The following is a 21112-nucleotide window of genomic DNA, read 5'->3' as shown; positions in this document are numbered from 1 at the left end:
CACTCACGCGGTTTGACGGACCCTGTTAGCATAATTGTCGCGATGCCACGAGGATAGGCGCCGGAGGCCGGATTTTTACAGGCTTATTTCAAGCGCAACAGCAATTCGTCGGCAAATTTCATCAGAATGTCATATAAGAATTGTAACGCGGATTCATCGGGGGGATTGGACTTATGGTGCGGAGCTGAATGTTGGGGCGCCAAGATCTGTTTTCCATACAATTCCGGACTGCGCAGCGCCGATATTCTTCGCCTGATAATTGCCATTTACCAAAAAGAGCTAGCCGCCTTATCATCAACCGGACAATGGGTTCATAGCGAGCAGGAATTTGAATGGTCAAGGAACGCAAGCCTCTCATCCTTCATCGTCTGCAATCAACCGCTCGCTTGACGCGAACGGCACTGGCAACCCGGCTGCTGGCCCACGGTTTCTACGCCGGGCAGGATGCCGTCATGTTGCAACTGGCCCATGAAGACGGCCTTTCGCCGAGCGTTCTGGCAAAACGCCTGGGTGTCCGGCCGCCGACGATCACCAAAACCATCTCCCGGCTGCAAACGCAGGGTTTCGTCAAGAAGGAAGGGTCGGCGACCGATCAGCGCCAGGCCCATATCTTTTTGACCGATACCGGCAATGAGGCGATCCGGGCGATCGAAAAATCCATCCGCAAGACCGAGAAGGATGCGATGAAGGGCTTCGACAAAAAAGAGCGCAAAGCCCTGATCAAAATGCTGCAGCGGCTGGAGATCAATTTGTCGGCTGCCGAACTGCTGCGCCAGACCGGCTCGGAGGACGATCACGAGGAGGACGAGGGGGAAGAAGAGTAATTTTCTCGTCGCTCGTGGTGATTTACCGTTACAAATCATGTGAAATTGCTAACATGACGGCACGTCCCGCCGTCTGATTGGTTAGCTCCTTGCCTGTACCCGCTCCTTCCTCCCAGGAAGCCGTTCCTGCTGCCGCAATTCTTTATATCTTTGCGGCGGGCATCCTGTTTTCCTGCCTGGATTCGAGCGCCAAATATCTGGTTCTCCAAGGTATTCCGCCCGCATTCATTTCGTGGATGCGGTTTGCCGAGCATACGGTGCTGGTTTTCATCTTCTTTCGCGGCTGGACCAATCCGGCGCTGTTCAGGGTCAAGAGCATCCGCTTTCAGCTGCTGCGCGGCCTGTGCCTGTTCGGTTCCACCTATTTCAATTTCTATGCGCTGCAGACCATGCAGCTGGGCGAGACGATCACGATCACCTTCGCCGCGCCCATGGTCATTGCCGCCCTGGCAGGGCCACTGCTGGGGGAGTGGGCCGGCTGGCGCCGCTGGGCGGCGATCATCGTGGCATTCATCGGCGTGCTGATCATTGCGCGGCCCGGCTTCGGAACGCTCAATCCCGGCTTGCCCTATTCGATACTGGCCATGCTCAGCTATTCGCTCTACGTGCTGCTGACCCGCCGCATGGCTGCCACCGAATCACCGGAAAGCCTGATCTTTTTTTCCGCGCTCGCGCCTGCCGTGCTGATTTCGCCGGCCATCACCCAAGCCGTGATGCCGCAGACATGGTTCCAGATTGCGCTTCTGCTCATGCTCGGTTTCTTCGGCGGGTTAGGGCACTATCTGATCATTCTGGCCTACCGGCGCGCGACCACGGCCGCGCTTGCGCCCTATCCGTTTCTGCAGATCGTCTGGATGCTCGCGTTCGGATATGTGTTTTTCGGCCAGTTTCCCGATGTTTACACGCTTGTTGGCGCGGTTATCGTCATTGGCAGCGGGCTTTACGTCGTGCATCGCGAACACCGGTTGCGGCGGCGGTCCTGATCGCTGTCCACATCCGCCCGTCACCGGTTCAATTGCTGCTTTGCGGGGCACGGGCGGCGAAAGGGCTTTGATTTATCCGGTTGCAGTGGCATAACGCCAGAGAATGACACTATACTTGTCTGGCTAGACGGCGGGGAGGCGGTTTTTGGCGCAAAAGATCAAACTATCGACAATTGCCGACGCGCTGAAAGTGTCCACTGCAACCGTATCGCTTGCGTTGCGCGACAGTCCGCTTGTCGCCGATCAGACCCGCGAAAAGATCAAGGAACACGCGCGCGCCATCGGTTATATCTACAACCGCCGGGCGGCCAGCCTGCGCACGTCGCGCTCGGGCATTGTCGGTGTGGTGGTTCACGACATCATGAACCCGTTCTTTGCCGAAATCTTGCGCGCAATCGAAGGAGAACTTGATCGCTCCGGCCAGACCTTCATCCTGTCGAACCATTACGATCAGCTCGACAAGCAGCGCACATTCATCGAGACCGTTCTGCAATTGGGCGGCGACGGCGTCATCATGTCGCCGGCCATCGGCACCCCGGCTGAAGATATCCGCATGGCGGAAGACAATGGTCTGCCGGTCGTCCTGATTGCGCGTACGGTCAAGGATGCCAACGTGCCGGTGTTCCGGGGCGATGATTCCTACGGTATCAGCCTGGCCACGAATCATCTGATTTCACTCGGGCACACGCGAATTGCCATGGTCGGCGGCACCGACCAGACGTCGACGGGCCGTGACCGCTACGAAGGTTACCTCCTGGCGATGCAGAAGGCCGGTCTTGAGGTCAAGCCGGAATGGCGCATTCCCGGGCCGCGCACCAAACAGGCCGGTTTTGATGCCGCGCCGCAGTTCCTGGCGCTGAAGGATCATCCGACGGCGGCCGTCTGCTGGAATGATCTGGCCGCCATCGGCATGATGAACGGCATTGCCCGTGCCGGGCTGGTGCCCGGCGTGGATATTTCCGTGACCGGTTATGACGACCTGGAAGAAGCGGCGATTGCCACGCCGGCGCTGACGACCGTGTGGAACGGCCAGCGCGAGGTCGGCCAGCGCGCCGCGCGCGCCTTGCTCGACCAGCTCAATGGGGCGGATACCCACGCACGGCAGGAGCTGATCAAGCCGGAACTGCGCATCCGGCAGTCCACATCCAAACCCAAGGAACGGTAGTCCGGTTCACAGCCGCGTTTTCAACAGGCGGCTTAAAGCTTGATTAAGGCTGTTTGCCTAAGGTCGCTCCAGGCCAGTAATCCCCGGGGAGATCGTCGTGAAGCTGAGTTTGCCTGCCGGGATTGGCGTTGCCGCCTTTTTCGCCGCCGTTGCGGTGCTTGGGGATTTTTTGTCGTCCGCCAGCGCGCCGCCCGTGCAGGTTGATCCGACGACGACCGCTTCCATCGGACTGACAGATTTCGACCGGCCCGCCTTTCTCATCAGCAGCCCGGGAGGAGCGGCAAAGTGCAAGATATTCCCGCAAGGCAACGGTATTGCAGGGCATGATGCGCTGCGTGTCGCCAGGGAATGTGCGGCGCTGTATGCGCCTTTGGCCGACGCGACGGAGTGGCGCAACAATCAGGACGGAACCATCGCTCTTGCGGATCAGTCCGGGAAAACCATCGTTGAATTCAGCCCCGGCGACGGACGGGCCTATGTCAGCGTTGCGCCGCGCTCCGTCCTGCTCTCGCTGTCGGCGAGCGGGCTGAATCTGTTCTAGCCGGGGTTATTCTGCCGCCTGAAGCCTTTCACGGGTGGCCTTGTGCGCCCGGGCGGCGTCACCGAAAGCGGCAAAAATCTTGCGCGACGGGCTGTCGCTTTTCACCCAATATTCCGGATGCCATTGCACGCCGACAGCAAAACCGCGGGCGTTTTTGACCGACACGGCCTCGATGGTGCCATCCTCCGCCACCGCTTCGATGTCCAACTGGGCTGCCGGCTTGTCGATGGCCTGCCGGTGCACGGAATTGACCTGAACCGTATCCGCCTGCATGACATTGGCGAGGCACGAGCCCGGCTTGATGCGCACGGGATGGCGGATGGCAAAACGCTCCGCCTGCTGCTCGGATTGCGGTGCCCGGTGATCCATGCGGCCATCCAGTTCCTGTATCTCGGTGGCGAGCGTGCCGCCGAGCGCGACGTTCAGCTCCTGAATGCCGCGGCAAATGGCAAGCAGCGGCACACCGCGCTCGATGGCGCGCCGGATCAGAGGCAATGAGGTCGCATCACGGGCGGGGTCGTAGGGCTCGTGCGCTTCGGTGGGCTCGACGCCGTAGAGCGCGGGATGGACATTGGATTTGGAGCCTGTGATCAGAACTCCGTCCACGCCGTCAAGAATGGCATCGATATCGAGGCCTTCGCCGAAAGACGGGACAATCAGGGGGATGACGCCCGCTGCCTCGTAGGCCGCCTTCAGATACTGATCGGGCGCTGCGTGCCACGTGTAATTTTCAAAGGCACGAACGTCTGATGTGATGGCGACGAGTGGCTGCCGCATGGGGATGCTCCATAAACAAATCTTGATAGAATGTAGTGCAGTTCGGGGGTGTTTCCAATGGGTCCGGCCCTGAGAGCCTTTCGGCCGCAAAGACGGCTTTTCTGTGAGGTTTTCCCGGATTTTCGTCGGCTTTGCACCGCGCCCCGTTTGTGTTTTCAGCGGCTGGACTTGAAGAGTCGAGTGTGTATGGTGGTCGGCGGACCGGGAGAAATGGACTGTTTGTCCGGGGGGTCTGAACCGAAATACTGGAGGAGAGTATATGGATCGTCGTTCATTCATCAGGAATGCCGGATATGCCAGCGCGGGGGTGGCTGCGGCTACCACATTGGCCGCGCCGGCAATCGCGCAGTCGATGCCGAAGATCACGTGGCGCTGTGCGTCGTCATTTCCAAAATCACTCGATACGATCTATGGCGGCGCCGAGGTTCTGTCGAAATATCTGAAGGAAGCCACGGACGGCAATTTCGTCATCCAGCCCTTCGCGGCCGGTGAAGTCGTTCCGGGATTGCAGGCTGCCGATGCGACGGCCGCAGGTACGGTCGAACTGTGCCACACCGTTGCCTATTATTACTGGGGCAAGGACCCCACCTGGGCTCTGGGTGCAGCCGTACCCTTCGCGCTCAATGCCCGCGGCATGAATGCCTGGCAGTACCAGGGCGGCGGCATTGACCTGATGAACGAGTTCTTCAACAAGCAGGGCCTGCAAGCCTATCCTGGCGGCAATACCGGCGTGCAGATGGGCGGCTGGTTCCGCAAGGAAATCAAGACCGTCGAGGATTTGAAGGGCCTCAAGATGCGCGTCGGCGGTTTTGCCGGCAAGGTGCTGGAAAAGCTGGGTGTCGTGCCGCAGCAGATCGCCGGCGGTGACATCTATCCGTCGCTCGAAAAGGGCACGATCGATGCGGCCGAATGGGTTGGCCCCTATGACGATGAAAAGCTCGGCTTCCACAAGGTGGCGCCATATTATTATTATCCCGGCTGGTGGGAAGGCGGTCCGACGGTCAGCTTCATGGTCAACAAGCAGAAATGGGATTCGCTGCCGCCGAGCTATCAGTCACTGTTCCGCACGGCGGCCCAGGCAACCGATGCGAACATGCTGCAGAAGTATGACTATGTGAACCCTCCGGCCATCAAGCGGCTGGTTGCCGGCGGGGCGCAGCTGCGTCCGTTCACCCCGGAGGTCCTCAACGCCTGTTTCGAGGCGGCCAATACGGTCTATGCCGAAATCGAAGCGACCAATGCGCCGTTCAAGAAGATCTGGGACTCCATCAAGGCTTTCCGCAACGAGCATTTCCTTTACGCTCAGGTGGCCGAATACACCTTCGACACGTTCATGATGGTCCAGCAGCGCAACGGCAAGCTCTAAGCCAGCCGTTTTGAGCAAACAAAAGCCCGGCAGCGATGCCGGGCTTTCTCATGTCCTGCCGTCACATTTTCGGCGGCTGGCTCAAATCCGGTGCCGCCGGTTGTGCGGGCGGCGCCGGATGGGGCGCGGGACCGCCAAGCGGCGGTGCACTGAGGTCGGTGCCCAGTCCGCCGCCAAGGCCACCACCCAAACCGCCGCCAAGCCCGCCGCCGAGATCGGAATTCGGAATCTGGATCGTCGCCGGATTGATCGTGCTGGCAGGGCCGGTGTAGTGCATGACCATCTGCGGGAACATGATCGTCAGGGCCACCATGAGGATCTGGATGCCGACGAAGGGCACGGCGCCCCAATAGATCTGCCCGGTGGTGATCGGCTGGATTTTCTTGCCCGTGATCTTGTCCATATAGGGCACCTTGGCCGCCACGGAACGCAGATAGAACAGGGCAAAACCGAACGGCGGATGCATGAAGCTGGTCTGCATGTTGATGCCGAGCAGCACGCCGAACCAGATCAGGTCGATGCCGAGCTTGTCCGCGACAGGCGCAAGCAGCGGCACAATGATGAAGGCCAGCTCGAAGAAATCGAGAAAGAACGCCAGGAAAAACACGAGGATGTTGACGACGATCAGGAATCCGACCTGTCCGCCCGGCAGGGATACCAGCAGGTGCTCGACCCAGACCTGACCGTTGACGCCGTAGAAGGTGAGTGAGAACACACGGGCTCCGAGCAGGATGAAGAGCACGAAGGATGACAGTTTTGTCGTTGACGCCAGCGCCTGATTGATCACGCTGAAACGGAGGCGCCCCTTCGAGGCGGCCATGAGCAGGGCCCCGACGGCCCCCATGGCGCCGCCTTCCGTCGGCGTGGCGATGCCGAGGAAGATCGTGCCGAGCACGAGGAAGATCAGGGCGAGCGGCGGAATGAGAACGATGATCACCTGCTGCGCCAGCCGTGACATCAGGTTGAGGTGGAATGAGCGGTCTGCCAGCGCGAAAGCGTAGACGGCGATGGTGCCGATGGTCGCGCCCCAGATGTCGGCGTTGGTTCCCGCCACGGGTGTCAGCCAGACAATCGCGGCGTAGGCGATCGCACCGGCAACGGCCAGGGCAACGATGAGCGATGTGACGCCAGATCCCAATGTGCGCGCCTCGACGGGAAGAGCCGGCATGGATTTCGGTTTGAAGATGGACAGGATCAGGACATAGGCCATGTAGAGACCGGTCAGCACCAGGCCCGGGATCAGCGCGCCATGATACATGTCGCCAACGGAACGTCCGAGCTGGTCGGCGAGAACGATCAGGACGAGGGATGGCGGGATGATCTGTGCCAACGTGCCGGATGCGGCGATCACACCGGATGCGACACGGCGGTCATAGCCGTAGCGCAGCATGATCGGCAGCGAGATCAGGCCCATGGAGATGACCGATGCCGCGACGACGCCGGTGGTGGCCGCGAGCAGGGCGCCGACGAAGATGACGGCATAGGCGAGGCCGCCGCGAATCGGACCGAACAGCTGGCCGATCGTATCGAGCAGGTCCTCGGCCATGCCGGAGCGCTCGAGGATGATGCCCATGAAGGTGAAGAACGGAATGGCAAGCAGGGTGTCATTCGACATCACCCCCCAGAACCGTTCGGGCAGGGCGTAAAGAAACGGCCAGTCGAGGGTGATCGTGCCGTTGGAATAGGGGGCAAGCTCGACGCCAATGAAGAAGAACAGCAGCCCGTTTGCAGCAAGGGCAAAGGCGACGGGGTAGCCGATCAGCATGAAGACGATCAGCGAAACGAACATGATCGGCGCCATGTTCTGCGCAATAAATTCAATCATTGCGCGCCTCCGCCATGGCGACTTCCTGTTCCGCAATCTCTTCGAGGCTGAGGGGCGGATTGGGATCGGGGATATCGCCGCGCATCACCGCAATCTTCTTGATGATTTCCGAAATGCCCTGAATGGCCAGAAGCAGGAAGCCGACCAGCAGGATCAGCTTGCCGGGCCATTGCACCAGCCCGCCGGCGCTGGGCGAGCCTTCGCCGCTGCGATAGGACAAGCTGACATAGGGGACGAAGTAAAAGCACATGAGCAGGACGAAGGGCATCAGGAAAAACAGGTGCCCGAGCAGATCGATCCAGTGCTGCACCCGGCGCGAAAAGGCGCCGTAGACGATGTCGATGCGGATGTGCTCGTTCTGCTGCAGCGTATAGGCCGCGGCCAGCATGAACGCGCCGCCAAACAGGAACCACTGCAATTCCAGCCATGCATTGGATGACTGGTTGAACACCTTGCGCACAATGGCGTTGCCGGCGCTCACCACCACGGCCAGGAAAATCAGCCAGGCGACGTTGCGGCCAATAAATTCGTTGAAGCGGTCAATGGCTCTCGATACGGCAAGCAAAGCCGACATGCAGTTCCTCCCCCTCAGTCCGGCAACCCTCCGTTGCCGGGAAAAGCACCCGGACAGCCCTTGGCCGCTCGTCAAAACGGCGGCAATGCCTTCGTTTCGGCTGTCCCTCCCGATATTCCATCTGAACTGTTACCAGCCTCATACCGGTGCAGCAACCCGGGATGTTGCGGCCCGGCCTTCGTTTTCACGAAGGTGCTCGTTCGGTGGTTGTCATCGTTGCACGGGCAGTCTAACAGTGAATAAAACAATCCGGGGTTGGTATTTATTGTAATGACAAGTGCCTCTTCTCTTTCCGTTGCAGGAAAGACCATTGCGGTAACAGGCGGGTCCTCAGGTCTGGGACTCAGGATGGTTCATGTGCTTGCCGCGCATGGCGCGAATGTTGTCTCCATTTCGCGCACACCCGCGCCGGACAATGAGCACAGCCCCAATATTCTCAATATTATTGCCGATGTGACGGTTGCCGACGATATCGAGCGCGCGTTCGACGAGGCCGAGCAGAAGCTTGGAACGGTCACGGTGGTTTTCAACAACGCCGGTGTCGCCACGATGGAACGGGCGCTCACCACGACGCGCGAACAGCTGCGGCATATTTTTGAAGTGAATGTGGAGGGCGCGTTTTTCATCGCGCAGGAAGCGGCCAAACGGATGATTGCCGCCGGGGTCGGCGGATCGATCGTCAATTCCTCCAGCATCCTTGCCGATGCGCCGGTCAAGGGGTCGGCGGGCTATGCCATGTCGAAGGCGGCGATCAGCCAGATGACCCGCTCCCTGGCGCTGGAATGGGCGTCGCATGCGATTCGGGTGAACGCCATTGCGCCGGGATGGTTTCCGACGCGCCTCAACGAATCCATCATGAGCGGCCCGGCGCACGGATTCCTCAAGGGCAAGAACCCGATGCGCCGCCTCGGCGAGCCTGAGGATATCGATGGTACCGTTCTGCTGCTCGCCTCCGATGCCAGCAGCTATATCACCGGCACCGTCATCACCATCGATGGCGGCCACAGCCTGCAGGGTTAAATTCGCTCCGCTTCATTGTTGTTGGTGCGCACCGCGAGAACAAAGACCAGCAGCGCGAAGACGGCGGCATCGCGCCACAGGACCGGAAAATATCCGCCCCACAGGGATTCGACGACACCGACAGCCGCCGCGCCCAATGCCGCGTGCAGCGGTCTCGACAGGCCTCCGGCGGCGGTGATGAACAGGATTTTCAGACCGAAGATCATGCCGGTATTGAAGCTGACATTGCCGTAGTACAGTGCTGCGAGAAAGCCGGCGAGGGCGCAGACCGCACAGGCGGCAAGGATTGCCCGCGTCCGTACACGGCGCGGATCAATCCCGCACATGGATGACGCAAACGGCTCGTCGCTCACCGCACGCCATATCCGCCCCGCGGATGTGCGCTGCATGATCAGTTCACCGGAGGCGATGACGATCAGGGCCACGCCGATGTTGACGAGTTGAATCTGTGTCAGGCTGATATCGACAGCCGCGCCCAGCACATGCACCGGCTCGGCCAGCATGGGCGGAAGCCAGTAATCCCTGGTATCAGCGGCAAGGCGCGACAGTTCCATCAGGAAAATGCTGAGGCCGAGCGTCGCCACGAGAATAGTGTTCCTGTTCCCTGCCTCGAGCGGCGTGTAGATCAGTCTGGCGATGGCATAGCCGCCGAGCCCGACATACACCGCGGCAACGGCCAGCCCGAACCCGAGCGCCAGCGGCAAGGTCATCCACAGGACCGTCCAGCCGAACGCCGTGGCCAGGATGAATGTCTGGCCTGAAAAGGCAAACAGGGCGCCGAGCGACAAATCCGTTCGATGGGTCAGCCCGTGGATCAGGACATAGCCATAGGCCAGCAGCGCATAAAGCGCGGCGTTGTGGATGCCATTGATCAGCAATTGAAGGAAATAGGCCATCGGTCACCCGCAGATTTCCTATATACTAACTTGCAAAATCGATTTTACCAGTTAGAATTTCACCATGACCTTTGACTGGAATGCGCATCGATTCAGTGGCGGCGTGCTGGCTCTCGACCTGGCCAATACGGTGGTTTTTCGTGATGCGCCCGACCGCGCGCTGGACCGGTTTTCAGACCGTTCGGAACTGCGGGGATTTGCCGAAGCGGCGGCGCAATTCCGGCAGGCGGAGTGGGGCGATGCCCGCTTCCACCCGCCGGTGCAGCCAGCACAGATCAACCGGCTTATCGATGTGCGTGAAGCCATCAATGCGCTTTTTCGCACGGCCGTGCGGGGTGGAGGGCTCCCGCCTGCAAACATGGCGGCATTTCTGCAGCTTGGCTCGGCGCTGGCGTGCGATGAACCGGGCAGGCAGGATCTGGCGTTGCCGGGCGCAGGCAAGGGCGAACGCAACCTGTCGCTCGGCACCGCTGCTTTCCTGTCCGCCATGCGCCTTCTGGAGCCGGCGCGGCTGGAGCGGATCAAGATCTGCCCGAACTGCCATTGGCTTTATCTCGATGAAAGCCGCAACCGCAGCCGCCGCTGGTGTGACATGACCGTATGCGGAAACCGGGCCAAGGCGCAACGACACTATCGCCGCAATCGCGAACCATCGGAATCCGGTCATGGATAAGAGCATGAATCACTGGCGCCGGCTTGTCCTGTTGCCCGTATTGGCGGGTGTATTGGCCTTGGGAGCCTGCCGCGATTCGGGCGAGGGGGATTACCTCGCCGTTGCCGGAAAGCTGTTTGTCTTCAACTACCGGATTGCCCAGGCAACCTATCATCTGACACTGACAAAGGTCCGCAAGGTGCCGGGTGATGCCGTGCTCGAGACCACCTTTGAAAACCCGGCCGGAGGAGAGCCTTTCATTGTCCGGCAGAATGTCTGGCCCGCAGCCGAAAAGATTTCGGTCGACAGTCCGCCGGTCAAGTGCGTGAAGGCCGATCGTGGCTACAAGGTGACGATCCGTCTCAGGGATGCCGGAGGCAAGCTGCTGCAGACAATCGACCGGACGATGATATCGGACACGGATGAATCGGTGCTGCCCAACAGGCCGCTGGTCATCGGTCCGTTCTACGATCCCAACCCGGACAAGGACAAGCCCGACAGCGATGCTGTCGCCTGTCCGGCGTGATCCCTGGTGCCAGGGGGCAGCCATACACGGGATGGCGGTTTCATGCCGTTCGCTCAGTCGCTTTAGGAATTGGTAATTGTGTTTCCCATTTGATAAATATCAGTTTGACATGGGGGGCAAATAAATATTCTAAATGCATGCCTCATACATAATCTGAGTATCGTTGGCGTTTGTTCGAAAGTATTCGTTAACGTATCCAATTATGGGTACAGTTATTCACGGACATTTTGATGAAAATTGAACGCAACGAGAGTATTTTTCTCGAAATTTTGTTCCTTCGCACGCTTTATGCGAACAAGAAGGCTGTCTGGTGGACCTCGGTCATCCAGATTCTTGCGACATTGGTTATTTATGTCAAAACCGATCATCCCATTTATGCGGCCTTTGCCCTCGCATTCTTCTTGATTGTCCTTGGGCGTACTGCAAACGCCAGCGCATTCGAACGAAAAGATCTTTCGTCCGCCACCATGGCCGATCTGCGGACATGGGAGTGGCGCTATCTCCTCGGGGCCATCAGCACGTGCATCCTGCTCGGCCTGCTTTGTCTGGTCAGTATCTACGTTCTCGCGGACCCCTCGGCTGCCATCACCAGTGTCGCAATCGTTGTCGCGTCGATGGTGGCGCTGGTGACGCGCAACTACGTTTCGCCGACGGTCGTCATCGGCATGTCCATTGGCATTCTGGCGCCGCTGTTCCTGACATTCGTGCTCCTGGGCGGCATTTACAACTGGCTGCTGGCGCTGCTGATCCTTCCCTATTTCTGGAGCAATATCCGGATCGCATCCAAGCTGCGGCAATCGCTCTGGGATGCACTGCTGGGCAAACAGCAACTGAGCGTCGTTGTCAGCCACTTCGACGCCGCGCTGAACGGCATGCCGCAAGGGTTGCTGATGTTCGACCGCAACCAGACAATCACCGTCGCCAATATGAAGGCGGCGAAAATGATGGGCTTTGACGAGCCGGAGCAGGTTCACGGCCATTCCCTGCAGAGCCTTCTGCGGCTTGCCCGGGTCAAAGCCTATTTTCCCGAGGAGACGCAGGCTTCGTTGTCCGGCAAGATGCAGGACCTGCTCAGCGGGCGCAAGGAGCGCGACATGTTCATGTCTCCTGCCAAGCGCCATTATGAATTCACGGCAACGCCGGACCCGCAGCACGGCACGGTACTCATTTTCCAGGATGTGACCCGGAGGGCGGAAGCGGAGGCGCAGATCAGCCGCATGGCGCGCTATGACAGCCTGACGGGCCTGCCCAATCGCAGCCAGTTCGCCGAGATTGCCAGGACCTATACTGATGGTATCGAGCCGGGCACGCAGATCGCGCTGATGGTTGTCGATGTCGACGGCCTGAAGCGGACCAATGACACGTTCGGCCATCGCATTGGCGATGAATTGCTGCGCGCCTTTGCCGACCGGCTTGCCTCGATCGACGTGACGCATCCGGTCATTTCGCGCTTCGGCAGCGATGAATTCGTGCTGCTGTTTTCGGCCGCCACGCGCGATGACGTGCTGCAGAGTGTCGAGCGCATCATGGCGGCCATATCGGGGCAGTACACAATTTCCGGTCATGACATCCTGACGGGCGCGCATGCCGGTGTGGTGATCGTCTGCGCGGCGGAGTTTGATCTTGCGGTCATGCACATGAATGCCGATCTGGCGCTCGATGTCGCCAAGAAGGACAGCCAGAAACAGTGGGTGGTTTTCGTCGAGACGATGGACCATTCCTTCCGCAGCAAACAACGGCTCAAGTCGGATTTGCGCAAGGCCATTGCCGAGGGCACCCTGTCGGTCGCCTATCAGCCCATCATCAACGTCCGTACCCTGCGCATGGTCGGGTGCGAAGCGCTTTCGCGTTGGAACCACCCGGAATACGGGCCGATTTCCCCGGCGGAGTTCATTCCCATGGCGGAAGAGATGGGGCTGATCTCGGATTTGACCCAAAACGTTGTGGAACAGGCGATCAAGGATTGCAGCCTCTGGGGGTCGCGGATTGCGGTCTCCATCAACCTGTCGTCGCACGACCTGCAGAACATGGACATGGCCGACATCATCCGTTCTGCCCTGCATCGTCACAATGTGGAGCCGGAACTGATTGAAGTCGAGGTGACGGAAGGCGCGATCATTACGGACCGCGAGGCGACGGGAGGCGTTCTCCAGAGCCTCAAGGCCATGGGGCTGCAGGTTGCCATCGACGACTTCGGCACCGGCTATTCCAGCCTGAGCTATCTGAAGGATCTGCCGGTCACCAAGGTGAAGATCGACCGCTCCTTCATCACCGATATCACCGAGGAAGGCCGTTCCCTGAAGCTTCTGCGCGGCATCGTGCAGATGACGCATGAGCTGGGCCTGTCCGTGACGATCGAGGGCCTGGAGACGCGGGAACAGTTTGCCTTGATCAACCGCTGGATCGGCGCCGAATATGTGCAGGGGTTTCTCTATGGCGCGGCCACCACGGCGGAGAATATCGCCAAGAACTTCGATATCGAGATGGTGCAGTTGCCGGTGAAGCCGCGAAACAGCGAGATCGCGGCGGCCAGCTGACCGGGCGGCAGCGGCAACTGCCGCGCCCTGTTCTGCGTGCTTGTGCTTGACCTGCTCCCGATCTTGTCGAAAACTCCCGCCGCTGACAAAGCCAGACTCAACAGGAAAGTATCGCTGTCATGATTGCACAAATTGCCATTGCGCCGCTCGTCGCGCTGATTGCCGGGATCATCATCCTGATCGCGCCGCGCCTGCTCAATTACGTGGTTGCGCTCTATCTCATCATCATCGGTGTGACCGGACTTTTCCCGCATCTGCTCAGCTGAGTGCAGCGGGAAGAAAGGCCCGGCCGGTAAAATCAGCGCAGTTGCCATTTTTATCGATTGAGAGGCTTTTCAGCGACCATCTGCGCATTGCGCTGCTGCAGGCTTTTCGCTATTGCCAATAGGACTAAGACTTTATGAGGTTTGAAGATGGCTGAACATCACGACACGGCGCCCGCAGAACTGGGTGCACCCATGGACTACAACGAGCATGAAAAGACGTATGATCTGTTCATTGCTCTTTCAAAATGGGGTGCGGTTGTCTGCATCGCTTTGGTAGCTGCGATGGCGTTCGGCTTTTTCGCTGGCGGGTTCTTCTCCGCAACTATTCTGTTTATTCTTATTTGCGTTGCTGCCTGGTTCGTTCTGTAAACACGCTCCATCAGCGTTGTTCATGAGCCGGGCGGATAATCCTGTTGACATCCGCTTGCATGAGCGGGCCCATCACCAGGATTGCCAATCGTCATAGCGGGGCAGGCGCGCTGGTCTTCGGGCCACTGCCTGTATAGTGGCAACATGCTTGGGGGTGAGGGCTTGGCTCAGACACTGTTCATACCGAAAGAGACCGACGTAAATGAACCGCGGGTTGGCGGTTCGGCGGAAACGGTCAAGAAACTGATCGGTCTTGGTTTTTCAGTCATTGTGGAAGGCGGCGCGGGTGTCCTGTCCCGCATTCCGGACCGCGAATTCGAAGCGGCGGGCGCGACCATCGGCAAAACCGCCGACATCCGCAATGCCGATGTCGTTCTGAAAGTCCGGCGGCCATCCACGGCTGAGCTCAAATCCTACAAAAAGGGCGCTGTCGTCATCGCCATGCTCGACCCTTACGGCAATGATGCTGCCGTCAAGGAACTGGCCGATGCGGGTGTCACCGCCTTCACCATGGAATTCATGCCGCGCATCACGCGGGCGCAGGTCATGGACGTGCTGTCGAGCCAGGCCAACCTTGCAGGCTATCAGGCGGTGGTCGATGCGGCCGGGGAATATGACCGGGCCCTGCCGATGATGATGACGGCGGCCGGTACCGTTCCTGCAGCCAAGATCTTCATCATGGGCGTCGGCGTTGCCGGTCTGCAGGCGATTGCCACGGCGCGCCGCATGGGCGCCGTCGTCACCGCGACGGACGTGCGCCCCGCCGTGAAGGAACAGGTCGCTTCGCTCGGTGCGAAATTCCTTGCTGTCGAGGACGACGAGTTCAAGGCGGCCGAAACCGCCGGCGGCTACGCCAAGGAAATGTCGAAGGAATATCAGGCAAAGCAGGCGGCGCTGGTTGCCGACCATATTGCCAAGCAGGATATCATCATCACCACGGCGCTCATTCCCGGACGGCCCGCACCGCGGCTCGTCACCCGGGAAATGTATGCGCGCATGCGTCCCGGCTCGGTCATTGTCGATCTCGCGGTCGAGCGCGGCGGCAATGTCGAAGGGGCTGTGGCGGGCAAGACCGTCGATGTCGACGGTGTGAAGATCGTCGGTCATCTCAATGTCGCCGGCCGTATCGCAGCGACCGCCTCGCAGCTCTACGCCAAGAACCTCTTGGCTTTCGTCGAGACGCTGGTCGACAAGGATGCCAAGGCCATCAAGATCAATTTCGATGACGAGCTGGTCAAGGCAACCGTGCTGACCCATGACGGCAAGGTGGTTCATCCGAACTTTGCCGCAGCGGCTGCAACGGCTGCCGCACCGGCGGAGGCAAAGGCGGAACCCAAGAAGGTTGCGGCCAAGGCTGCGCCGAAAAAGGCCGCCGCACCCAGGAAAACCGCGCCCAAGACGGCGGCCCCCAAAAAGACTGAAGGAGAGGCGTGATGGCTGATACCGCACTTGAAAAAGCGCTTGATAGTCTCAATCAGGCGGCCGAAACGGTTCGCCAGGTAGCTGAAAACATGCCGGAAGCAGCCGGTGCCGCGGCCCATGCGGTGACCGGCGGTGCCGTTGATCCCTTCGTCTTCCGCCTCGCGATCTTCGTGCTGGCGATCTTTGTCGGCTATTACGTGGTCTGGTCGGTAACACCGGCCCTGCACACGCCGCTCATGGCCGTCACCAACGCCATCTCGTCGGTTATCGTCGTCGGTGCGCTGCTTGCGGTCGGCCTGTCGGCCAGCGGCTTTGCCACCGGCTTCGGCTTCATCGCTTTGGTGCTTGCCAGCGTCAATATCTTTGGCGGCTTCCTTGTGACCCATCGCATGCTCGCCATGTACAAGAAAAAAGAAAAGTGAGACCTGGGCAATGAGCGTAAATCTCGCAGCTTTTCTTTATCTTGTCTCCGGCGTCCTGTTCATTCTGGCGCTGCGCGGCCTGTCGCATCCCACCACAAGCCGTCAGGGTAATTTCTACGGCATGATCGGTATGGGCATATCGATCCTCACCACACTCACCCTTGCCGAGCCGAGCTTCAGAGGTCTTGGCCTCATCGTCATCGGTCTTGCCATCGGCGGCGGCGTCGGTGCCTATACGGCCAAGCGCATCGCCATGACGGCCATGCCGCAGCTGGTTGCCGCCTTCCACTCGCTGGTCGGTCTGGCCGCCGTCATGGTGGCTGCGGCCGCCATCTACTCGCCCAACTCCTTCGGGATCGGCGAAGTCGGCTCCATTCACGGGCAGGCTCTGGTGGAAATGTCGCTGGGTGTCGCCATCGGTGCGATCACCTTTACCGGCTCCATCATCGCCTTCCTCAAGCTTGACGGCCGCATGTCGGGCAAACCGATCATGCTGCCGGGCCGCCATGTGCTCAATGCGGGCCTGGCGATTGCCATCGTCGTGCTGGTCGTGGCGCTGGTGATGAGCGAAAGCCATTTCGTGTTCTGGCTGATCGTCCTGCTCTCACTGGTTCTGGGTGTGCTGATCATCGTGCCGATCGGCGGCGCCGACATGCCCGTCGTGGTGTCGATGCTCAACTCCTATTCAGGCTGGGCTGCGGCCGGTATCGGCTTCACTCTTGGCAACCTGGCGCTGATCATCACCGGCGCGCTGGTGGGCTCTTCCGGTGCCATCCTGTCCTACATCATGTGCAAGGGCATGAACCGCTCGTTCATCTCGGTCATCCTCGGCGGCTTCGGCGGCGAGACCGGTGGTGCTGCGGCCGGTGAAGTCGAACAGCGCCCGGTCAAGCAGGGCTCGGCCGACGATGCCGCCTTCATCATGAAGAACGCCTCCAAGGTCATCATCGTGCCGGGTTATGGCATGGCGGTAGCGCAGGCCCAGCACGCCCTGCGTGAAATGGCCGACAAGCTGAAGGCCGAGGGTGTGGAAGTCAAATATGCCATCCATCCGGTCGCGGGCCGTATGCCCGGTCATATGAACGTGCTTTTGGCCGAAGCCAATGTTCCCTATGACGAAGTGTTCGAGCTGGAAGACATCAACTCCGAGTTTGCGCAGGCCGATGTGGCTTTCGTCATCGGTGCCAATGACGTCACCAACCCGGCAGCGAAGACCGACCCGAAATCACCGATCTTCGGCATGCCGATCCTCGATGTGGACAAGGCTGGCACGGTTCTGTTCATCAAGCGCGGCATGGGCTCCGGCTATGCCGGCGTCGAGAACGAACTGTTCTTCCGCGACAACACGATGATGCTGTTTGCCGACGCCAAGAAGATGGTCGAAAACATCGTCAAGGCGCTGGATCACTGATCCGGTTGCCTCCGACATATCAGCTGAAAGCCCGCCGCATCGGCGGGCTTTTTCATTTCAAGGTCTGTTGGATTGTCCGCTGAATCTTTTGCTCAAACGCCGCCAGCCGGGCAGGGGCCAGTTTCTCGCAGTTGTAGAGCGACAGCATGGAGAAGCGCGCCTTGGGTGCGCAGGTGCCGATGATGGCCGTGCCGAGAATACGGCGCACCGGACGGAACATGATCAACCGGTCGATCCACCAGGGCGATCCGAGCGTGGTGATGGCGATACACGCGGTCATGGCGTTGAGACGGGGGATCATCCGGCCGAAGTCCGGCGCATGGTCGTAGGCGGTGCCGGGCACGAAGACCCGGTCGATCCAGCCCTTCAGGATGGCAGGCAGTCCGAACCACCAGGTGGGAAAAACCAGGATGAGCACATCCGCATTCTGCAAGGCGGCGGAGTCGTCCGTGACTTCGGAGGCATCGTATTGCGTGGTGTAGTAGCTTTGCCTTTCCTTCTGCGAAAGCCTGGGATCAAAACCACGCTGATAAAGATCGAACAGCTGCAATTCATGCGGTGACGCGGCAATCTCAGCCGTCACCAATGCGGTCAGGTGCCCGCACAGGCTTTCTTTCAGGGGGTGAGCGGAAACAACGACGAACCGCTTCATGGGATGGGATCAGGAGCGCGTGCGCGCCAGGCCATCAAGGGCGGGCTTGTACTTGGGATCGAGCTGCGCTGCCTTGGCATAGGATTTCGCCGCCCGGGCCTTGTCGCCGCGATGCTCGTAGATCAGCGCCTGATTGGCCCAGCCCTCGGCAATCGTGCCGTCCAGCTTGATCGCATTGTTGAAATCGTCAAAGGCGTTGTCGTCATCGCCCATGGCCACATAGGAAATGCCGCGGCCGTTATAGGGCTCGGCGGCATCGGGCTGCAGCGAGATCGCCGTGGAGAAATCTTCGATCGCCTGCTTGTGCTGGCCGCGCGCCTGATAGATCAGGCCGCGATTGTGATAGGCGCGGGGATCGGTGGTGTTGAGCTGGATAGCCTGCTGGAAATCGCTGAAGGCGCGGTCGAGCTGTCCCGACAGGCGGTAGAGATTGCCGCGGCCGATATAGGCAGCGTCATATTGCGGATTGATCTGGATGGACTTGCTGTAGTCCGCTGCTGCCTGGGCCGTATTGCCCATGTTGCGGTAGACCAGCGCGCGGTTCGCATAGGCCTGGTAGAAATTCGGGTTCAACTGCAGCGCAGTGTTGAAATCCTTGATCGCGTCGCTGTTGCGGCCGGCCCGGCCGAAAGCGGAGCCGCGCACATTGTAGGCTTCGGGATCACGCGGATTGCTGCGGATGACGCTGTCGAGCGAACTGATGTTCTCGGAAGACCCTTGCGCCTTGTCGATCCCGGTCATGTCGCTGGTCGAGGTCTGGCACCCGGCAACAGCCAGGGTGAGAACCGAAGCGATCACCAGTCCGGTGGTGCGCAACGCCTTGAATGCCGATTGCGGGTCGCGATACGAAACCATTTCAAGTGAATGTGTCATACTCTTGGTATCCCGTTCAATCGAAAACGCAAAAAGGGCGGTGTGACGCAAGCCACTCCACCCCGTTATTGTGTCAAGGCGTTAATAAATGCTGATCAACGAGCCGCAGAAGCGCGGACCGGTGCCTTGCGTGCTGGCATTGGCAGAAGACCTTCGCGCTGTGCCTGCTTGCGGGCAAGCTTGCGGGCGCGGCTGATGGCTTCTGCCTTCTGGCGGGCGCGCTTGATCGAGGGCTTCTCGTAATGATCATGCATCTTCATTTCGCGGAACATGCCTTCGCGCTGCATCTTCTTCTTGAGAACGCGGAGAGCCTGATCAACATTGTTTTCGCGTACGAGTACCTGCACGTTTTATCCTGTATCTCTTAGAATTTCGTTGAGCTTGAATCCGAACCCATATCCTTGGTCAGTGGGTCAGCAATCCAAACTTCGCGACGGTCATCCATCGCAAACTGACGAGGCCATTATCAGAATGGCAATGGAATGTCCATGGTGAAGCTGTTTAAAATGGCGGATATTCTTCCCCGCCGCCGGTTCACGCGCCCGTGCAATTTTAGAATAACCGGCACGGAACGCCAATCTCCGTCGCAAAATGGCAAAAGACCTTTGAGCGGATGCGTTACTGATGCATAAAAGTGCGATCCTGCGCTTGAAAATCGATGTCGATTTCAGGACAGGATACGGCTCTCGCAAATCGTGGAACAAAACGCTCTGCCAAGGTCACCGGTACGGCCGAAAGCTCTGCAAAGGATTGAATGATGCGGAAATATTCAGTGTTTGCTTTGGCCCGCGAGGCATTGCGTGCCCACAAGGGGTGGGAGCAGCAATGGACGTCGCCCGAACCCAAGTCGGAATATGACGTCATCATTGTTGGCGCTGGCGGACATGGTCTTGCCACCGCCTACTACCTGGCGAAGGAACATGGCATCACCAATGTCGCAGTTCTGGAAAAGGGCTGGCTGGGCGGCGGCAACACCGGCCGCAACACCACGATCATCCGGTCCAACTATCTCTATGACGAATCGGCCGGCATTTACGAACATGCGGTGAAATTGTGGGAGGGCCTGAGCCAGGACCTCAACTACAACGTCATGTATTCGGCGCGCGGCGTGATGATGCTGGCGCACAATATCCACGACGTCCAGGTGTTCAAGCGCCATATCCATGCCAACCGGCTGAACGGCATCGACAATGAATGGCTGACGCCGGAACAGGTCAAGGAATTCTGCCCGCCGATCAACCTGTCCGCCGATGCGCGCTATCCCATCATCGGCGCGGCCCTGCAGCGGCGCGGCGGCACCGCCCGTCATGATGCCGTCGCCTGGGGCTATGCCCGCGCGGCTGCCGATCGCGGCGTGCATATCATCCAGAACTGCGAAGTCACCGGCATTCGCCGGGCGGCCAATGGCGCGGTTGTCGGCGTCGATACCAATCGCGGCCCGATCAATGCCAAGAAGGTCGGTGTGGTGGCCGCCGGTCATACCTCGGTGATCATGAACATGGCTGGTGTGCGCATGCCGCTGGAAAGCTATCCGCTGCAGGCGCTGGTGTCCGAGCCGGTCAAGCCGCTGATCCCCTGCGTGATCATGTCGAACACCGTGCACGCCTATATCTCGCAGTCGGACAAGGGCGAAATGGTCATTGGCGCGGGGACGGACCAGTATACGTCCTATTCCCAGACCGGCGGGCTGCACATCATCAATCACACGTTGGACGCGATCTGCGAAATGTTCCCGGTGCTGACGCGGCTGAAAATGCTGCGGTCCTGGGGTGGTATCGTCGACGTGACGCCGGACCGTTCGCCGATCCTCGCCAAGACGCCTGTCCCCGGTCTCTACGTCAATTGCGGCTGGGGAACCGGCGGGTTCAAGGCAACGCCCGGCTCCGGCAATGTGTTCGCCCATACGATCGCCCGGGACGAGCCGCACCGGATCAATGCGCCGTTCACGCTCGAGCGCTTCACCACCGGGCGCCTGATCGACGAAGCCGCCGCCGCCGCCGTGGCGCACTGA

At 59.7% G+C, this 21112-nt stretch carries 22 protein-coding genes; 15 read left to right on the top strand and 7 right to left on the bottom strand.

Annotated elements, in window-relative coordinates; all coding sequences use genetic code 11:
- Window positions 1-332: 332 nt before the first annotated feature.
- The 4 genes from ACZ5FP_RS18020 (at window position 333) to ACZ5FP_RS18005 (ending at window position 3513) form a co-directional block, all read left to right on the top strand.
- Window positions 333-824, top strand: a complete 492-nt coding sequence (locus tag ACZ5FP_RS18020) for a MarR family winged helix-turn-helix transcriptional regulator (RefSeq protein WP_223615934.1) — start codon at window positions 333-335, stop codon at window positions 822-824.
- A gap of 89 nt (window positions 825-913) precedes the next feature.
- Window positions 914-1807 (top strand): DMT family transporter, encoded by an 894-nt coding sequence (locus ACZ5FP_RS18015; protein ID WP_464661480.1) that lies wholly within the window; start codon window positions 914-916, stop codon window positions 1805-1807.
- A gap of 145 nt (window positions 1808-1952) precedes the next feature.
- A complete protein-coding gene (locus tag ACZ5FP_RS18010) occupies window positions 1953-2972 on the top strand; it encodes a LacI family DNA-binding transcriptional regulator (RefSeq protein ID WP_223615936.1) in 1020 nt (339 codons plus the stop codon).
- 97 nt (window positions 2973-3069) lie between these two features.
- Window positions 3070-3513 (top strand): hypothetical protein, encoded by a 444-nt coding sequence (locus ACZ5FP_RS18005; RefSeq protein ID WP_464661479.1) that lies wholly within the window; start codon window positions 3070-3072, stop codon window positions 3511-3513.
- 6 nt (window positions 3514-3519) lie between these two features.
- Here ACZ5FP_RS18005 and ACZ5FP_RS18000 read toward each other — a convergent pair whose 3' ends face one another.
- Window positions 3520-4290 (bottom strand): gamma-glutamyl-gamma-aminobutyrate hydrolase family protein, encoded by a 771-nt coding sequence (locus tag ACZ5FP_RS18000; protein WP_346305314.1) that lies wholly within the window; start codon window positions 4288-4290, stop codon window positions 3520-3522.
- A 259-nt stretch (window positions 4291-4549) separates the two neighbouring features.
- Here ACZ5FP_RS18000 and ACZ5FP_RS17995 point away from each other — a divergent pair, with 259 nt between their 5' ends.
- The gene (locus tag ACZ5FP_RS17995; RefSeq protein WP_464661478.1) at window positions 4550-5656 is read left to right on the top strand and encodes a TRAP transporter substrate-binding protein; all 1107 of its coding nucleotides are present in this window, start codon (window positions 4550-4552) and stop codon (window positions 5654-5656) included.
- Window positions 5657-5717: 61 nt separating this feature from the next.
- Here ACZ5FP_RS17995 and ACZ5FP_RS17990 read toward each other — a convergent pair whose 3' ends face one another.
- Both ACZ5FP_RS17990 and ACZ5FP_RS17985 read right to left on the bottom strand, forming a co-directional pair.
- Window positions 5718-7481, bottom strand: a complete 1764-nt coding sequence (locus ACZ5FP_RS17990) for a TRAP transporter large permease (protein WP_464661477.1) — start codon at window positions 7479-7481, stop codon at window positions 5718-5720.
- Complete coding sequence (locus ACZ5FP_RS17985; RefSeq protein WP_223615941.1) at window positions 7474-8055, bottom strand: TRAP transporter small permease subunit; 582 nt, start codon at window positions 8053-8055, stop codon at window positions 7474-7476. Before ACZ5FP_RS17985 ends, ACZ5FP_RS17990 begins: the two co-directional genes overlap by 8 nt.
- A gap of 270 nt (window positions 8056-8325) precedes the next feature.
- On the opposite strand from ACZ5FP_RS17985, the gene ACZ5FP_RS17980 reads away from it, so the two are divergent.
- A complete protein-coding gene (locus ACZ5FP_RS17980) occupies window positions 8326-9075 on the top strand; it encodes an SDR family NAD(P)-dependent oxidoreductase (protein ID WP_464661476.1) in 750 nt (249 codons plus the stop codon).
- Here ACZ5FP_RS17980 and ACZ5FP_RS17975 read toward each other — a convergent pair.
- Window positions 9072-9971, bottom strand: coding sequence for a branched-chain amino acid ABC transporter permease (locus tag ACZ5FP_RS17975; protein ID WP_403184184.1), 900 nt, complete (start codon window positions 9969-9971; stop codon window positions 9072-9074). The genes ACZ5FP_RS17980 and ACZ5FP_RS17975 overlap by 4 nt on opposite strands.
- A gap of 64 nt (window positions 9972-10035) precedes the next feature.
- Here ACZ5FP_RS17975 and ACZ5FP_RS17970 point away from each other — a divergent pair, with 64 nt between their 5' ends.
- The 8 genes from ACZ5FP_RS17970 to ACZ5FP_RS17935 all read left to right on the top strand — a co-directional run bounded on the left by ACZ5FP_RS17970 (window position 10036) and on the right by ACZ5FP_RS17935 (window position 17576).
- On the top strand, window positions 10036-10644 hold the full coding sequence (locus tag ACZ5FP_RS17970; protein ID WP_464661475.1) for a CGNR zinc finger domain-containing protein: 609 nt from the start codon (window positions 10036-10038) through the stop codon (window positions 10642-10644).
- Between the two features lie 4 nt (window positions 10645-10648).
- Window positions 10649-11149 (top strand): hypothetical protein, encoded by a 501-nt coding sequence (locus ACZ5FP_RS17965; RefSeq protein ID WP_464661474.1) that lies wholly within the window; start codon window positions 10649-10651, stop codon window positions 11147-11149.
- Window positions 11150-11379: 230 nt separating this feature from the next.
- Window positions 11380-13686 carry a putative bifunctional diguanylate cyclase/phosphodiesterase gene (locus ACZ5FP_RS17960; RefSeq protein ID WP_464661473.1) on the top strand — a complete coding sequence of 769 codons (2307 nt, stop codon included), beginning with the start codon at window positions 11380-11382 and terminating at the stop codon, window positions 13684-13686.
- Window positions 13687-13805: 119 nt separating this feature from the next.
- Window positions 13806-13952, top strand: a complete 147-nt coding sequence (locus ACZ5FP_RS17955; protein WP_091878304.1) for a DUF3096 domain-containing protein — start codon at window positions 13806-13808, stop codon at window positions 13950-13952.
- Between the two features lie 147 nt (window positions 13953-14099).
- The gene (locus ACZ5FP_RS17950; protein WP_223615947.1) at window positions 14100-14321 is read left to right on the top strand and encodes an aa3-type cytochrome c oxidase subunit IV; all 222 of its coding nucleotides are present in this window, start codon (window positions 14100-14102) and stop codon (window positions 14319-14321) included.
- A gap of 162 nt (window positions 14322-14483) precedes the next feature.
- Window positions 14484-15755 carry a Re/Si-specific NAD(P)(+) transhydrogenase subunit alpha gene (locus ACZ5FP_RS17945; RefSeq protein ID WP_464661472.1) on the top strand — a complete coding sequence of 424 codons (1272 nt, stop codon included), beginning with the start codon at window positions 14484-14486 and terminating at the stop codon, window positions 15753-15755.
- On the top strand, window positions 15755-16165 hold the full coding sequence (locus tag ACZ5FP_RS17940; protein WP_223615949.1) for an NAD(P) transhydrogenase subunit alpha part 2: 411 nt from the start codon (window positions 15755-15757) through the stop codon (window positions 16163-16165). The genes ACZ5FP_RS17945 and ACZ5FP_RS17940 overlap by 1 nt, the downstream gene beginning before the upstream one ends.
- A 10-nt stretch (window positions 16166-16175) precedes the next feature.
- Window positions 16176-17576, top strand: coding sequence for an NAD(P)(+) transhydrogenase (Re/Si-specific) subunit beta (locus ACZ5FP_RS17935; protein ID WP_223615950.1), 1401 nt, complete (start codon window positions 16176-16178; stop codon window positions 17574-17576).
- Window positions 17577-17628: 52 nt separating this feature from the next.
- On the opposite strand, the gene ACZ5FP_RS17930 is transcribed toward ACZ5FP_RS17935, so the two are convergent.
- The 3 genes from ACZ5FP_RS17930 to rpsU form a co-directional block, all read right to left on the bottom strand.
- The gene (locus tag ACZ5FP_RS17930; RefSeq protein WP_464661471.1) at window positions 17629-18228 is read right to left on the bottom strand and encodes an NAD(P)H-dependent oxidoreductase; all 600 of its coding nucleotides are present in this window, start codon (window positions 18226-18228) and stop codon (window positions 17629-17631) included.
- A 9-nt stretch (window positions 18229-18237) separates the two neighbouring features.
- Window positions 18238-19083, bottom strand: coding sequence for a tetratricopeptide repeat protein (locus ACZ5FP_RS17925; RefSeq protein ID WP_346305335.1), 846 nt, complete (start codon window positions 19081-19083; stop codon window positions 18238-18240).
- Window positions 19084-19196: 113 nt separating this feature from the next.
- The gene (gene rpsU, locus ACZ5FP_RS17920) at window positions 19197-19448 is read right to left on the bottom strand and encodes a 30S ribosomal protein S21 (protein WP_099997993.1); all 252 of its coding nucleotides are present in this window, start codon (window positions 19446-19448) and stop codon (window positions 19197-19199) included.
- A 410-nt stretch (window positions 19449-19858) separates the two neighbouring features.
- Here rpsU and ACZ5FP_RS17915 point away from each other — a divergent pair, with 410 nt between their 5' ends.
- Window positions 19859-21112 (top strand): sarcosine oxidase subunit beta, encoded by a 1254-nt coding sequence (locus tag ACZ5FP_RS17915; protein ID WP_223615952.1) that lies wholly within the window; start codon window positions 19859-19861, stop codon window positions 21110-21112.

This window comes from Phyllobacterium sp. T2-21 (genome assembly GCF_055378485.1).
This window is presented reverse-complemented; position numbering and strand designations above follow the sequence as displayed.